General features: G+C 39.4%; 15 protein-coding genes. 10 read left to right on the plus strand and 5 right to left on the minus strand.

What is annotated here, in order from left to right; genetic code table 11:
* Positions 1–106: 106 nt before the first annotated feature.
* Positions 107–1708: an L-aspartate oxidase gene (gene nadB, locus EHR01_RS17020; RefSeq protein ID WP_135696579.1), complete on the minus strand. Its 1602-nt coding sequence runs from the start codon at positions 1706–1708 to the stop codon at positions 107–109.
* Positions 1709–1759: 51 nt separating this feature from the next.
* A complete protein-coding gene (locus EHR01_RS17025; RefSeq protein ID WP_135696582.1) occupies positions 1760–3601 on the minus strand; it encodes a S41 family peptidase in 1842 nt (613 codons plus the stop codon).
* 112 nt (positions 3602–3713) lie between these two features.
* On the opposite strand from EHR01_RS17025, the gene EHR01_RS17030 reads away from it, so the two are divergent.
* Positions 3714–4721 carry a tetratricopeptide repeat protein gene (locus EHR01_RS17030; protein WP_135696584.1) on the plus strand — a complete coding sequence of 336 codons (1008 nt, stop codon included), beginning with the start codon at positions 3714–3716 and terminating at the stop codon, positions 4719–4721.
* Here EHR01_RS17030 and EHR01_RS17035 read toward each other — a convergent pair.
* Positions 4690–5469 carry a pyridoxine 5'-phosphate synthase gene (locus EHR01_RS17035; protein ID WP_208721803.1) on the minus strand — a complete coding sequence of 260 codons (780 nt, stop codon included), beginning with the start codon at positions 5467–5469 and terminating at the stop codon, positions 4690–4692. The genes EHR01_RS17030 and EHR01_RS17035 overlap by 32 nt on opposite strands.
* Before the next feature lie 104 nt (positions 5470–5573).
* Here EHR01_RS17035 and EHR01_RS17040 point away from each other — a divergent pair, with 104 nt between their 5' ends.
* The 9 genes from EHR01_RS17040 (at position 5574) to EHR01_RS17080 (ending at position 11149) form a co-directional block, all read left to right on the plus strand.
* Positions 5574–6077 (plus strand): FYDLN acid domain-containing protein, encoded by a 504-nt coding sequence (locus EHR01_RS17040; RefSeq protein WP_135696590.1) that lies wholly within the window; start codon positions 5574–5576, stop codon positions 6075–6077.
* Complete coding sequence (gene miaA / locus EHR01_RS17045) at positions 6074–6964, plus strand: tRNA (adenosine(37)-N6)-dimethylallyltransferase MiaA (RefSeq protein ID WP_135696593.1); 891 nt, start codon at positions 6074–6076, stop codon at positions 6962–6964. Before EHR01_RS17040 ends, miaA begins: the two co-directional genes overlap by 4 nt.
* A 21-nt stretch (positions 6965–6985) precedes the next feature.
* Positions 6986–7237 carry an RNA chaperone Hfq gene (gene hfq / locus EHR01_RS17050; protein WP_004784721.1) on the plus strand — a complete coding sequence of 84 codons (252 nt, stop codon included), beginning with the start codon at positions 6986–6988 and terminating at the stop codon, positions 7235–7237.
* A 52-nt stretch (positions 7238–7289) separates the two neighbouring features.
* Positions 7290–8360: a mannose-1-phosphate guanylyltransferase gene (locus tag EHR01_RS17055; RefSeq protein WP_135696596.1), complete on the plus strand. Its 1071-nt coding sequence runs from the start codon at positions 7290–7292 to the stop codon at positions 8358–8360.
* Positions 8361–8591: 231 nt separating this feature from the next.
* The gene (locus EHR01_RS17060) at positions 8592–9269 is read left to right on the plus strand and encodes a hypothetical protein (RefSeq protein WP_244310166.1); all 678 of its coding nucleotides are present in this window, start codon (positions 8592–8594) and stop codon (positions 9267–9269) included.
* A gap of 29 nt (positions 9270–9298) precedes the next feature.
* Positions 9299–9778 (plus strand): chemotaxis protein CheW, encoded by a 480-nt coding sequence (locus tag EHR01_RS17065; RefSeq protein WP_135696602.1) that lies wholly within the window; start codon positions 9299–9301, stop codon positions 9776–9778.
* 51 nt (positions 9779–9829) lie between these two features.
* Entirely contained in the window at positions 9830–10546 is a 717-nt protein-coding gene (locus EHR01_RS17070) for a phosphate signaling complex PhoU family protein (protein WP_208721804.1), read from the plus strand.
* A 44-nt stretch (positions 10547–10590) separates the two neighbouring features.
* Positions 10591–10836 carry a hypothetical protein gene (locus EHR01_RS17075; RefSeq protein ID WP_135696608.1) on the plus strand — a complete coding sequence of 82 codons (246 nt, stop codon included), beginning with the start codon at positions 10591–10593 and terminating at the stop codon, positions 10834–10836.
* Positions 10829–11149: a hypothetical protein gene (locus EHR01_RS17080; protein ID WP_135696611.1), complete on the plus strand. Its 321-nt coding sequence runs from the start codon at positions 10829–10831 to the stop codon at positions 11147–11149. The genes EHR01_RS17075 and EHR01_RS17080 overlap by 8 nt, the downstream gene beginning before the upstream one ends.
* Positions 11150–11176: 27 nt before the next feature.
* On the opposite strand, the gene EHR01_RS17085 is transcribed toward EHR01_RS17080, so the two are convergent.
* Both EHR01_RS17085 and EHR01_RS17090 read right to left on the minus strand, forming a co-directional pair.
* A complete protein-coding gene (locus tag EHR01_RS17085; protein ID WP_135696614.1) occupies positions 11177–13642 on the minus strand; it encodes a hybrid sensor histidine kinase/response regulator in 2466 nt (821 codons plus the stop codon).
* Positions 13643–13722: 80 nt separating this feature from the next.
* Positions 13723–14391 carry a hypothetical protein gene (locus tag EHR01_RS17090; RefSeq protein WP_004785030.1) on the minus strand — a complete coding sequence of 223 codons (669 nt, stop codon included), beginning with the start codon at positions 14389–14391 and terminating at the stop codon, positions 13723–13725.
* Positions 14392–14407: the final 16 nt, after the last annotated feature.

Below are 14407 nucleotides of genomic sequence, written 5' to 3' on the forward strand. Positions count from 1 at the left end.
AAACAAAAATTCGAAATGAAAAAAGGACCGGGCCCTCCGCTTCAATCTTTCTCTGACGAGAAAGGATTTCCGCTAGGGTCCCTGGCGCTTAACCTTTGTTTGTTGTTTAAAGTTTGTGTGAAAGAATGGTATCTTGTCTCGAAGGAGTTCTATCTTCTGGATAGTCCGTACTAAAATGAAGTCCACGACTTTCTTTTCGTAATAGTGCTGAACGAACAATGAGTTCAGCAACTTTCACTAAGTTTCTTAGTTCTAGTAACCCAAGAGAGACAGTGGTCCTATTGTAATAGTCCTTTACTTCTTCGGAAATTAGTTTCAAACGACGGAGTGCTCTTTCGAGTCGCATATCTGAACGCACAATCCCCACGTAATTACTCATAATGGTTTTGATTTCAATCAAATCATGCGAAATAAGAACCCATTCTTCTGTATTGGTTGTCCCTTCTTTGTTCCAATCAGGGATAAGATCTGTTTCGGCGGAATAACTCAGTTTTCCTTGGGACTTAATATCTCCTGCAATTCTATGAGAGAAAACAAGGCATTCTAGTAAACTATTTGATGCCAATCGGTTTCCTCCATGAACTCCCGTGCACGTGGTTTCTCCACAAGCATATAGGTCTGCAATATTGGTTCGTCCGAGAAGATCGGTTGCCACACCACCACACATATAATGAGCGGCGGGTACCACTGGGATTGGATCTGTTGTGATATCGATCCCTAGTTTTTTACAACGTTCATAAATTGAAGGGAAGTGGTTGATGATGTCGTTTGCAGGTCTATGAGTGATATCGAGAAGAACATGGGGTTCTCCTCTTTTTTTCATCGTATCATCGATGGCACGAGCTACGATATCTCTTGGTGCGAGTTCCCCCATATCATGGTAGTCTTTCATAAAGGGTCTACCACCTATCTCTCGTAAGATGCCACCATGGCCACGAACTGCTTCAGAAATTAAAAAACTATTTCCTTGTTCATGAAAAAGGGAAGTAGGATGGAACTGATAAAATTCCATGTTTTTGACAATGGCCCCTGCTCGGTAGGCACTCGCCACTCCGTCACCAGTCGCAATGTTGGGATTGGTTGTGTGTAAATATACCTGACCCGCACCACCCGTAGCTAAAATCGTTTTTTTAGCAAGGACTGGAAATACTTCACCTGTTTCGGTATCTACAATATAAGCACCATAACATCTTAAGGGAAGATTGTCTTTATCCTTTAAATGGTGTTTGGTGATAAGATCCACACAGGCATGGTTTTCTAAAATTTGGATGTTTTTGTTTGCATGAACATGATCGAGTAACGACTGTTCTACGGCGCTACCTGTTCTATCCAAAGAGTGAATGATTCTGTTTTTGCTATGACCACCCTCGCGAGCAAGATCGAGTTCCCCGGTTTGGTTTCTGGTAAAAGGAACTCCAAGGTCTAGGAGTTCTCGAACCCGCGTGGGTCCTTCTTCCACAAGGACTCGCACGGCTTCTAGGTCACAAAGGCCAGCACCCGATTCTAAGGTATCTTTGATATGTTCTTCAAACTTATCCTTGTCATCAAAAACGGAGGCAATTCCCCCTTGCGCATAATTGGTGTTAGATTCGTAGTCTGCCTTTTTGGTAACAACCACTACAGATCCAAGCGGAGCAAGTTTTAGGGCAGTAAATAACCCACTCACCCCGCTTCCAATGATCAAAAAATCCGATTTAATTCGTGTCACATGGTTCCCAATTGTATTGTAAATTCATATCCTAACCTTTTGGGATTCGGATTATTTTGTATTTAACATTCCTTCAATGTAATCCAAACTTCTGATCAACATATAGTCTGGTTTGATGGCATCAATTGCATGTTCTTTTAGATATGTATCAGCTTTTCCATTTTTTTTCACATAATCTTTGATGCTGTTTAAATTGAATCTGGATTTAACAACACCTTCGTGTGGGATTAAAGGCAAGTGGTTCCACATATCTTCTTCTCTATATCGGAATGGAAATGTTCCATCTTGTTCTTCCGAAACTTCTATATCAGGAGAGACACCTACCACTTGGATTGTTTTACCAGAAGGGGAATAGTATCTGGCATTGGTGATTTTTAGTAAATAGGCTGGGTTACTATCAAGGTGCTCAAGTGTTTGAACTGTGGCTTTACCAAATGTTCTCTCTCCAAGTAAAATTCCTCTTCCATGATGTTGGATAGCACTCGCCACAATTTCGGAAGCAGATGCAGACTTTGAATTGATAAGAATTGCTAATGGAAGTTTGGTGATATCCTTATTTCTTGCCATTTCTTCTTTATCTCTTCCTGAAGGAGTTCTTGTTGAAACGATCAAACCTTTTTCAATGAACATATCTGCGATATCAATGGCTAAATTTAAAAATCCGCCAGAGTTACCTCTTAGATCCAAAATCAAAGCTTTAAGAGGTTTTCCATTTTCTTTTGCCGTTTTTTCCATTTCTGTTAAAGCTTCGGCAATTTGTGTATCAACTGGTGCTTCACCTGGACCGGGTTTTACAAATCCAGTGAGTTTGATATATGCGATTTGCGGATTTTCTTTTACTAAATGGTAAGTTACGTTTTTAATCGTAATTTTATCTCGGACCACTTCTATATCAATTTTTCCTGTATTTCCTTTTCTGGAAATGGTAAGAACAACTTTTGTTGCCTTTGGTCCTTTGATTTTTTTGACCACTTTATCAAGAGATAAATTTTTGATTAGTTTACCATCAACAGCTACAATGCTATCTCCACTTCGAATCCCTGCTTTTAAAGCGGGGCTTCCTTCCAATGGATTTTCTACGATTACTTCTCTACTTCCTCCGCCAGAAAGAATGGCTCCAATACCTTCAAAAGAACCATCGCTGATTTTTTTCATGGACTCTTCCCAAACTTCTTCCAAAAAAACATTGGAATGGGGATCAAGAGAATTTAAATATCCATTGGCAGCAGCAACAAACACTTGTTCCATGCTGAATTCTTTTTTGTCTTCTTCCTCTTCTTCTGGAAGTTCACCATCTAATTCCACTAATCCTTTTAATACAGGAGTTTTGTATTTTTCTAGGTTATCTTGAATGTAAGAGATCACTCGATCAAAATCTTTCTTAGAAAAATTGATTTCTTCCCAACTTGCAGAAATAACAGATTTTTTCAGTTTTTCCTTTTCTATGAGTTTTTTCAATTCCGCATCAGAAAGTTTTCTGTTTTCGTTTTTTTTCCGTTTTTCTTTTTGAATTTTTTCAACCTGATCATAGTCAGGATCAAAAATGACAAATGCATCTGAAGGAGAAAGTTTGAACGTTGTTCCTGGCCAAAGATCTTCTTTATCATCATATTTTTCACGTTGTTTGAAATAACTTTCCGGATAAATATAAAGTGGGTGTGGCAAACTTAGCGCAGAAAAACTGGCTGCGTCAGTAAAGGCTCGGTTGACATTGATATGTTTATCAATATACAGTTTGTCTACCGAACGAATCACAGTTTCAAAGTCTCCGTAAGTAAAATCTGTCTTTCGGTTGGGAGCTTTTTTGGCTTCTGGTTCGCAGGAAATAAATCCTACCGGGAGGGCAAAACTAAGTAGGGCGAAAAAGGAAAGTAGGTAAACAATTCGTTTCAAGGGATCTCTCGTAAAGTGGATAGATTATCCTAAGAATTTCCGATTTTCCAGTCCATGCAACTCAAAAAAAATCGGGACAAATCTAGGACACACCTATATCATAGACGGTGCCATGCGTGCTTTCGTTGTCCTGATTTTTGCTCTTTCCCTTGGGTTTTGTACAACAGATCCTCAGAAGAACCCAACCCGGGATCCGTACAGTTTGGAAACTCTGATTTTCTTAGAAGAGGTACTTCTTGATGTTTGGGATTCCTCCGAGTCGAAAGAAGAAGCAATGTCCCGACTAAGATACGTTTGCCGGACTCGTGACACCGACGACGGGTATTTATGTTACACTTGGGGATTGCTTGAATACCACAGAGGCAATTATGCAGAGAGTTATACTGCTTTTAGAAAGGCTCTAGAAAAAAATCCAAACGATAGCCTATATAAAAATATGTTAAGGATTTCTGCAGAAAAATCAGGGAATTTATCAGATTTAAAGGCACATTCTTATGATGGGGAAGTTTTTGCGGTATTTACAGAAACCCAAAAACTTTGTCAGGAAAACAAACCGCCAAAATCGGAATCTTTTCTCTTTCTTGCCGAACGAGGTGTTCTCACAAAGGACAGTATCCGACGGGGAGTCCTTGCCGATTGTTTTCAAAGCCTAAGTGCAACAGACAAATCCCTAGTCCAAAAAGAAATCCTCCATTCCTCTTCCTCATATAAAGAACGTCTTTATGCTGACCAAATGAAGTCCGATCCATTTTCTCGGATTTGGGACACCGCCAGTTACCATCGGGGGGAGATGGGAAAAGAGGCAGTCGGTGCCAGTGCGGGGGTAGTGTCTGTTAGTTCCTCTCTCGGAACCGAGGCAGGTGCTCCTCAAATTGGAACAACAGTAAGACCAGGTGCTCCGATCACGGAGGCATGGAAAAAGGTAAAACTTGCCTCAGTTTCTGGAAACGAATCGCAAGCCAGAGAAGGCCTTCGTAGTTTTTTATCTGAAATCCAATCGGCAAAACGAAAAGGAAAAATGGAAGGGCAATTGGCTCTTGCTTTGGAAAGAGCCGCTAAGTTGCTTTTGGAACAAGACCCTCAGTATTCTAAACTTCGTTTCCTTGCGAAAGAACTCTGAGATAGTCTCCAATGGTTTTTTTCATTCCATCCACAAGGCTTTGGCTGACCAGTCTATGTCCAATGGATACCTCCGCTAAGTAGGGAAGTTTGGAAAAAAGTTTTAAATTGTTTGTATCCAGGTCGTGGCCTGCATTTACACCTAACCCCAGTTTGTTTGCCTCTATTGCGGCCTTTTCATATATTGGGAAACTTTTGGCTCCCTCTTCTGGAGATTTGTCATAAGCATAGGCGAATGGCCCTGTGTAGAGTTCAATTCGTTCGGCTCCGAGTTCTTTTACAAGCGGATACTCTGTAAATTCTGTCTCCATAAACAAAGAAACCCGGATCCCTTCCTCTTTGAATCTTTGCACCATTGGTTTTAAAGTTTGGAACACTGTTTTGTTTTTTAAATCAAACCCGTGGTCAGAGGTAATTTCCCCAGGTTTGACCGGAACTAGGGTCACTTGGTCGGGTTTTGCTTTTAGAACTAAATTTAAAAAACGTTCACTTGGTTCGCCTTCGATGTTGAATTCTTTTTTTGGAAATCCATTTTTGGTTATTTTGGCATTGTAAGAATTTAGAAAATTCTGAATTTCGAATACATCTTGTTTGGTGATATGCCTTTCGTCCTCTCTCGGGTGGATGGTGATACCGTAGGCACCTGCATCCAAGATAATCTCTGAAATTTGAATGACACTAGGAATGGATCCACCACGGGAATTGCGGAGAGTGGCGATCTTGTTGACATTGACACTTAATTGGGTCATAGGAAAAAAAAAACTTTTCATTAATTTTCATCCAGGAGAAAACCGTCCAATTTCAAAAAGGTTGTCCCCGAGAGGGGATTCCCAAAACTGTCAAAAGTACGTTTATGGTCGCAAAAAAAGCAGTCAAGAAGCAGGCTCCGCCCAAGAAAAAAGCGGTAGCCAAAGAGAAACCCAAGGACGCAAAGTCCGCTTCCCCGAAGGAAGACAAAAAAAAGGCAGTCGCAGGAGCAAAAACTCCGGCAACTAAGGCGAAAGCCGTACCTGCCCCCAAAACCGCCCCTGTCGCAGTGAAGGACAAACCAGCACCTGTGGCGAAGGCCCCAGCTGTCAAAATTGATCCCAACAACCCTCTCGGCAAAAAGTTCAGTTGTTATTCATGTGGAACGAAGTTTTACGATTTGTACAAACCGGAAAAAAAATGCCCTAAATGTGGGGCAGACCAATTGGCAAAGCCAGCCATCAAATCACGAATGGCAGCCATCCGCAGTTCAGAATACGAAGTGGAAGAAGAGGAAGAGCCAGTTCTAGAAGATGATGAACTCATGGAAGAAACGGAAGAATTGGAAGAGACCGAAGAAGAGGAGGTCGTAGCCGAGGAAGAGGAGTGATCCTCCCCGTCCTTGGTGGCCCCACCGGTTCTGGAAAAACCGCTCTCACCCAAGTACTCGACCCCAAACGTTTCGAAATTGTTTCTTTTGACTCACGCCAAGTCTACCGGGATCTACCGGTAGGCACAACGGCCCCCACTCCCCAAGAGTCCTCTTATATCCGCCATTGGTTGATTGGTTATTTAAACGCAGACGAATCCCTTAATGCGAGTCAGTTCTCCATTTGGGCCCGCGAAGCGATAAGCGATATCAGAGCCAGAGGTAAAATTCCTTTTCTCATTGGTGGCACAGGTTTTTACCTCCGTGCTTTTCTTTTGGGAATGTATCCCGTACCAAATGTACCGAAAGAAACGAAAGATTATGTTTTGGAACTTCCATTAGAAGAAGCCAGGACACAACTTTTTGCCAAAGATCCCAAAGCTCTCGAATCCTTATCACCGCAGGATGGATACCGAATCAAAAGGGCCTTGGAAGTTGTCCTCACGGGAGTTTTGTGGTCTGAAGTTTCTAAAGAAACCGTTGGAGGATACTTAAACGATTATCCGGATGTCCAAGTGATTGGACATTGGTTGGACTGGCCCCGAGACATTCTCTATGATAGAATCAATCGGCGAGTCGAAGAGATCGCCACGGGTATGTTAGCGGAGACAAAAGAAGTGGTTTCTAGATACGGATCTGACTGTCCTGGCCTACGAACCTTAGGTTACAATTTTGCGCTTGCTTTCTTAAATGGAACCATAGACAGTAATACATTCATTGAGCAGCTGGCCCAAAGCCACAGGAATTATGCGAAACGACAGATTACTTGGTTCAAAAAAGATCCATTACTTTCGCCCATTTCCTTCGAAGCAGCTGTCCAACTGTATACAAATATAGATAAAATATAGAGAAAACACTCGGGATTTCCAATGTCGGCAAAAAATAATATCCAAGACCAACTTCTAAATACAGCAAGAAAGGAGAAAATTGATCTCACCATTTACTTGTTAAACGGAGTTCCGCTGAAAGGAAAGGTTGTCAGCTTTGACAACTTCACAATCATCTTAGAAAACGATAACAAACAGAATTTGGTGTACAAACACGCCATTTCTACCATCATCCCTGCAAAACCCATCAAACTCCACAGCGATGATGCACCGAAGGAAGCAGGAGGGGTCTAAGACTTTTCTGGTTTTCCTCTGTTTCGCTTGCTAAATTCTGGTTCCAAACCCTATGGCAAAATTACCTAAAGAATCCCCGGTTGTCCTCATTATGGCTGGTGGAAAGGGGGAGAGGTTTTGGCCTCGCTCCCGCACCAATTCCCCTAAACAACTTCAGAAAGTTTATTCCAATAAAACCCTTTTACGTGAGACCATTGACCGCGCTCTCACCATCACCTCTCTTGATCGAATTTATATTGGAACCAATGCCAACCTAAAAGCGGAGATCCTAAAAAAAGATCCAAAGTTTCCTTCTACTAATTTCATTTTGGAGCCAGAAGGAAAAAATACGGCACCTATCATTGCTCTTTCGGCACTTTACTTTCAGAAAAAATTTGGCAATCCAAACTTAATCGTTTTATCAGCCGATGCCTTTATCGATCCCATCAAAGAATTTACAAAAACCATTGAGCAGGCTTTATACGAAACGGAAAATGGAATGGTTCTACTTGGTGTGAAACCCAATCGTCCAGAAGTAGGTTACGGATATATTAGCACGGGAAAACCAACTGATGTAGGTTATACGGTAAAAGCTTTTTTTGAAAAACCTGATTTTAAAACCGCTCTAAAATATATTAAAAAGAAGAATTTTTATTGGAACCCAGGGATTTTTCTTTTCCGCACAGAAACTATCCTTTCTGAGTTGGAACGTCATGCTCCTCATATTTTAAATCCTTTAAAAAATGGATTTCCTTTTAAGAGTTTCGGGGATTTAAAAACGGCCTTCCAGATGCTTCCTTCTGAGGCAATTGATACTGCCATTATGGAAAAATCCAATCGGATTCGTATGGTGGAAGCAACCTTCAATTGGGATGATGTAGGATCTTGGATGTCACTCGAACGTATTTTACCTGGTGATAAAGAAAAGAACCACCACCAAGGAAAAGAAGTGCTCTACCATAAGGCTTCGGGAAATATTTCTTCGGTCCAAAAGGAACTCATTGCCTTTCTTGGTGTGAAAGATCTCATTGTTGTGGAAGAACCAGATGTCCTACTTGTCACTTCACGTGAGGGAGTGGGTGATATCAAAGCGATGTTATCCACAATGAGGAAAAATAAAGTTTTACAAAAGTACCTCGACTAGAAATTTGACAGAACAGGCTTGATATAAGGAGGAAGGAATGCCTTCCGGAAAAAAGAGAAAGCGTAGAAAAATCGCAACCCACAAACGTAAGAAAAAACGCAGAGCCAACAGACACAAAAAGAAGAAATAATCTTTCTTCAGTGACTTTCTTTTTCCTCCGATAGATTTGTTATGAAACAAGTCTGGAGGAAACAGAAACCCCGCACCCCCGGTTTCATCCGAGCATTTACCATGGAAACACCTCTCGGGGATGTCCTGGAGGCTGAGTTCAACTTTCACGAACGACTCGTTCGGTTAGCTGTAGAAATCAAAGAAGAAAAGGGACGTATGTATGGTGCCACTGTGAAAAACGGCACTGTACAAGTTGAGAAGGACATTACTTCTGGTCGTGCGTATCCCGTCTTTCGAAAGATTTGGCCCTTTCGCGAATACTTTAGTACCCTCCCTGATAAAGACATGCTTGCATGCATTGGAGGGGCGTACGAAATTTATCCCCCCTTTGTACCTGATGCCCAAGAGAAAGTTCGTTCCCAAAGGCATCCTTTGGAATCGGCATTATTCCCTTCCACACGTTACGATTCTATTTTTGGGATTGTCCGCGAAACTCGGTTCCAACGTTGGAGAAGAGAAAGGCGTGAGGCAAGAGAGGCCCGAGGATCGCTCTGGTTGCGTTTTAAGAGGCGAGTCTGGGGAGATTTGCAAGATGTCTGTATGGGCGTCGGATTTGGATGTTTGGTTTATTATTTGTATTATGATTATGTCGTATTAGGGCTGACTCTTGGGGTTCTTGGTATGACGGCGGGGCTACTGGATTTTCTTGTGAGAAAACGCTCTGTCTTAATGACAAAAGTGTTGTCATTTCTTAGTTTCGGTTCATATTTTTTCTATAACGGCTACGTCTACTTCTAGACGTAGTTCTAAAATTGTAGAAAAGTGATATGGCAAAAGAAACATCATCGGCAAACCAATTCATTCATGAGCAGTACATTATATTCAATTTGGGCGATGAAGAATATGCCATTCCCATCACCATTGTCGAAGAAATTGTCAAAATCACCAACCTAATCCGTGTTCCACAGTCCAAAAGTTTCTTTGCAGGAATTATGGACATTCGTGGAAAAGTGGTTCGGATGATTGACCTTGCCAAACGTCTCAATATTAAAAATACAACGGAAAGTGCCGCCGACCGAGCCATCGTGATCAATGTTTCTGGAAAGTCCATTGGTGTGATTGTGGACAAGGTGTCACACGTGGTTCATTTTCCTGCAAACCAAGTGGACCCACCACCACCTTCGGTCAAAGGAATTTCTTCAAGATACATCACAGGTGTGGGTAAAAAAGATAACCGGTTCATCATCCTGATTGATATCGAAAAAATCCTGACTGTAGAAGAGATTACCGAGTTGGCCACTGTTTGATCGAACACAGTGACCAAATTTTTTTTATACTGAAGATAAAATAAAACAAATATGATTATCTCGAAGTTTTATTATTTAAGAAAGAATTTGTACTCCATGGCAGAACTTGTTTTGGAGCAGGTGATTCTTTTAAGTGAAGCTTTGGAAGCGGATGATTATGTACAAGCAGAACGCATCGTGGAACGTGACGATCTCATTGATGATTTAGAAAAGGAAAATGATAACCTTTCCCAAAATGCGATTTTGGAAGCAGTGAGTAACCGTAACATTCTTGGAATGGGTGATGTGGACAATGATATTGTTTTAAAAAAAGACCCCCTTCGTTTTGCGCTCTCTGCCATTCGTATCACAAGAAATATGGAGCGGATGGGAGACCAAGTGGTGAACTGTGCCGATGTATTTCGCCATAAAACCATTCGTAAAGGTTTATTCAAAAAAGAAGAACCTATGACATTGATTTTATCCCGAGTGACAACTCTTGCAGGTATGGCAATCGAATCTCTCGTGGAAGAAAAAGAAAGATTTATGGGCAGTGTCAATACCTTAGAAGATGAACTAAATGACCTTTGTGACCAAGCCTTTCAAAAATATAGGTCTGTACCTGATATGGAAAAACAGGAATTTGCGGATGTATATCGAATTATCCTCGCCTTGGAAAGGTTAGGTGATTATGCGGTAAACGTAGCAGAAGAACTTGTGCGTCTCAATACTGGAAAAGACATTCGCCATTTAGAAAACGTAAAAACGAAAGCCTCTCATTTTCCTTAAAATAAACTGACAAATGAAATAGAAGGGAATTAATTTCCTTCTCTATGACCTCAGCTGGACATTCACCCAATCTGAAAATATCAGAATTTATGGTTTCCTATCTTCTTATTTCAAACTTAGATCCATTTATTTTTTTTACTGGAATGTTTCTTGCGATGGCAATTTCATCTATTTTAAAAGATTTTGCTGATGGAGATTTAAGGTCTGCAGTCAAATCAAACCGAACAAGAAATGAAATTGGATTGATCTCTATCGAGAATTATCATTATTTAAGTTATAAAAATGATTAGTGCAACTTTTATTTTCAAACAAAAAGAATCCGATACGGAATTTGAAACTTTAGATCGATCCATTGAATCTTTCGTAGAAAGCCATCCAGAGTATCTTGGAAAAGATAGTTGGGTGAATTTAGAAAAAGGAATTATGGCTGTAGTGTATTATTTTAAAACCAATCTTGGTTTAGATTCTCTAAAAAATTTTTCTGATCATCAATTGGCGAAATCTAAATATTCAAAATGGTATGAAGGATATCAAGTGATCATTGCTGAAGTGACAAAAACTTACGGTGATGGCGGAATTTTACACTTAACGAATAATAGGTGAAAGCAATTGAGAAGTGTTTTTGCTGTATTAATGGGATTTGTTTCTGGATTCAGAAACTTCTTGGTAAGTTTTTAATAAATTCTCTATATAAAACGGTTTGCCAATAAATCCATCCATTCCTACTGCAAAACATCTTTCTTTGTGTTCGTCTAGGACATGTGCAGTGACAGCCAAGATGATAGTTTTTTCTTGTTTTGTTTTTTCTAACTCTCGAATATGCAAAGTTGCTTCAAATCCATCCATCACAGGCATTTCACAGTCCATTAGGATAAGGTCATACTGGTTTTGTTGAAAAAGTTGGAGTGCTACTTCTCCGTTCTCAGCAACATCAAAGTTTATATTGTATTTTCTTAAGAGTCCACCAATGACTTTTTGATTCAAAATATTGTCTTCAACAATTAAAAACGTTTGGTTTGTGAATAAAGATTCTATAGAAGAGTTAGGATTGAGTGGTGAATTAACCGAATCATTGTTATTGGAGGAAATTGGTTTTTCGTAAGGCAAAAGGCACCAAAACAAACTTCCTTTGTTTACTTGGCTTTCGACTCCAATGGTTCCACCGAGTAAGGAAACCAACCGATCAGAGATGGCAAGTCCAAGTCCAGTTCCGCCATATCTTCGTGAGGTGGAGGCATCAGCTTGTGAAAATTTATTGAATATAAATTTAAGTTTTTCTGTGGGGATTCCAATCCCTGAATCTTCCACCTCTATACGAATCCACTCGTTTTGTTTTTTTAGGCGAAATACAACAAACCCGGTTTCGGTAAATTTGATCGCATTACCTAGCAAATTAAAAATAATTTGTCGAATTCTGCTTGGGTCAGAATAAATAAAATCTGGAATTTCTGTATCTATCTCAAGTTTTAACTCGATGGATTTTGATTTAGATTCAATTGATAATAAATCAAAAATTTCAGTGACTGTATTACGAAGATCGAATTTGATTTTTTCGATTTTCATTTTTCCGGCTTCTATTTTTGAAAAATCGAGAATATCATTTAGGATGACAAGTAAGGATTGCCCTGCAGATGCTATGGTTTTAACGAGGGAACTTTGTTCTTCATCTAGGTTTGTTTTGAAAAGAATTTGAGTGAGCCCAATCACTCCATTTAATGGAGTTCTGATTTCATGACTCATTGATGCTAAAAATTCCGACTTGGCTTTGTTTGCTATTTCTGCGGAATCCTTCGCCAGTTCTAACTCTTTTTGAATTTCTTTGGTAATACCAATGTCAGTGGATATACCGCAGAGTGCATAAATTTCTCCCGTTTGGTTTCTTAACGGAATTTTAACAGTGAGAAATGGATATGTTTTTCCATCGGCCCGATTATGAATTTCTTCTTCGGCATGTAATGTTTTTCCTTCCAATAATACAGATCTATCGTTTTTAAGAATGATTTTGGCAGTTTCTTCTTCTAAGAATTTTTCATCCGTTTGATTGAGAATTTCTTCTAGCGGGTATCCAAAAAGTTTACATACTTGTTGGTTCGCAAATAAATACCTTCCGTTTGTATCCTTTAAATAAATACACGCAGATACGTTGTCCAAAATATGACGAAGTTTTGATTCACTTTCAATTAATCGTTGTTTTGTGAATTCACCTTCTTGGTGTAATTCTTGTAATCTTTTTTGTGTGACATTCAGGCTATCTAGTATGGAGTTTTTAATTAATGTTGGTTGGATTTCGCCAGAAAAATTTCCTTCACCTAATAAAGATATTCTACGAAAGGCTTCGTCAACACTTCCTCCAATAATATCAACAAGAGATTGGTGTGTCAGAAATAAACTTAAACCAAAAAAGACACCAACAACAATGAGTATCGTTTTTAGAATGAAAACATTTCTTTTTGCATCAAGGATGGCTTTTGTCGTTCGATCGTTTAATTGATAGTATAAGTCATTGATTGGTTTCATGATCTCCGCTTTGGCACGAAGATAGTTGTCATCGAACAATAAATTGATTGCTTTCGGATTGAAATTTGATCCAACCTTCATGTCCTTTTCGACTAGGGACATTGCTTCGAATTCAATTTTTGTTAATTGGTCTGATTTGTTTTTTGATTCAGATAATAATAAAAAATCAGATTCAAGAAAGTTTTCATTTCTCATAGATTCATAAATGCTGATTTTTTCTCCATCATCGGAAGGAGGGGGGAGTTTATTTGCAATTACAAGATCCCAATATGCATAACCATATTCTTTTGGTCTTGGGCGATCACCGTTACGTATATCCAAAATCATTTGGAAATATTTTTTATACTTTATATCTCTATGAATGACATACAACCGAACTAAATTTGTGAGTTGGTCAGAGGATTGGCGAAGTTCATTGGCTATCCGTAGGGACCTGTAACGATTTTCCTCTGCTTCATCAATCTTTCGTTCGCTTGCTGTATAGAAGAGAAAGGAAATGGTGACAAAAATAAAAAGAAGGATGTTCAAAAGCAGGTAAGGATACAGCCTACCTTTGTTCGTCCAAATTCTCATCAACATGGCAAAAGAGTAAAGATTTAGTAAGAATGGTAAAGAATTTTATTGCTTAAGGATCTAAATATAGATCAACGGATACAAAATTATGTTTTTCCTTCCATATAAGCTTGTAGTTCTTGTTGTAATCCTTCCGGAAGGCTAAGCCCGCGAGCTCTTATCCTTTCATTGTATTTGTTAAAAGACATCCTATGTTGGTTGGTATTGAGGTAACCTTCTAAGGCAACGGCAGCCCAAGGCATAATCTCTTTCACAAAATCATGGTTTTCTTCTAACTGATCGCAAAATGGTATAAACAACGGTCGGTTGACTGGTCTACCAATGTTTCGATAGAATAACAGACAATATAAAGTTTCATCGCCAAGAACCGATTCTGTTCGAATTTTTTCTTCCACATATTTAAGATTGATCGTATCCAGATAATCAATGTTAAATGTTTCTGGTGCTAACCTTTTTAAAACGAATTTTGAAATTTCTGTTTTAACAAAAGACAAATTGGTGCAATGATTTGGGCAACAACTTTGGTCCTTGTGTAAGTCACATTCCAAAAGCAAAATACAATCAACATCGGAAGTTGGATCGACAATTCCAAAGTTAATTGACCCTAAAAGTTCCAATCCAACCTCATAACCTTTGCGGGACAATTCCTGGGTGGCAAGTCGAAATGCCTGCATACGTTTTAGGGCATATTTTGTATCATAATTTCGGTATTTGTTTTTTAAGACGAGGTACCTTTCGACAATGTTTTTTGACATAGGAGATCCAGTTCTG

The sequence above is a fragment of the Leptospira mtsangambouensis genome, from assembly GCF_004770475.1.
Lineage (GTDB): Bacteria > Spirochaetota > Leptospiria > Leptospirales > Leptospiraceae > Leptospira_A > Leptospira_A mtsangambouensis.

Bases quoted from the DNA above. Each gene is read 5' to 3' on its own strand.
- EHR01_RS17030 (WP_135696584.1), top strand. From the start codon at position 3,714: ATGCGTGCTTTCGTTGTCCTGATTTTTGCTCTTTCCCTTGGGTTTTGT.
- EHR01_RS17035 (WP_208721803.1), bottom strand. From the start codon at position 5,469: ATGACCCAATTAAGTGTCAATGTCAACAAGATCGCCACTCTCCGCAAT.
- EHR01_RS17040 (WP_135696590.1), top strand. From the start codon at position 5,574: ATGGTCGCAAAAAAAGCAGTCAAGAAGCAGGCTCCGCCCAAGAAAAAA.
- hfq (WP_004784721.1), top strand. From the start codon at position 6,986: ATGTCGGCAAAAAATAATATCCAAGACCAACTTCTAAATACAGCAAGA.
- EHR01_RS17055 (WP_135696596.1), top strand. From the start codon at position 7,290: ATGGCAAAATTACCTAAAGAATCCCCGGTTGTCCTCATTATGGCTGGT.
- EHR01_RS17060 (WP_244310166.1), top strand. From the start codon at position 8,592: ATGGAAACACCTCTCGGGGATGTCCTGGAGGCTGAGTTCAACTTTCAC.
- EHR01_RS17065 (WP_135696602.1), top strand. From the start codon at position 9,299: ATGGCAAAAGAAACATCATCGGCAAACCAATTCATTCATGAGCAGTAC.
- EHR01_RS17070 (WP_208721804.1), top strand. From the start codon at position 9,830: ATGATTATCTCGAAGTTTTATTATTTAAGAAAGAATTTGTACTCCATG.
- EHR01_RS17075 (WP_135696608.1), top strand. From the start codon at position 10,591: ATGACCTCAGCTGGACATTCACCCAATCTGAAAATATCAGAATTTATG.
- EHR01_RS17080 (WP_135696611.1), top strand. From the start codon at position 10,829: ATGATTAGTGCAACTTTTATTTTCAAACAAAAAGAATCCGATACGGAA.
- EHR01_RS17085 (WP_135696614.1), bottom strand. From the start codon at position 13,642: ATGTTGATGAGAATTTGGACGAACAAAGGTAGGCTGTATCCTTACCTG.
- EHR01_RS17090 (WP_004785030.1), bottom strand. From the start codon at position 14,391: ATGTCAAAAAACATTGTCGAAAGGTACCTCGTCTTAAAAAACAAATAC.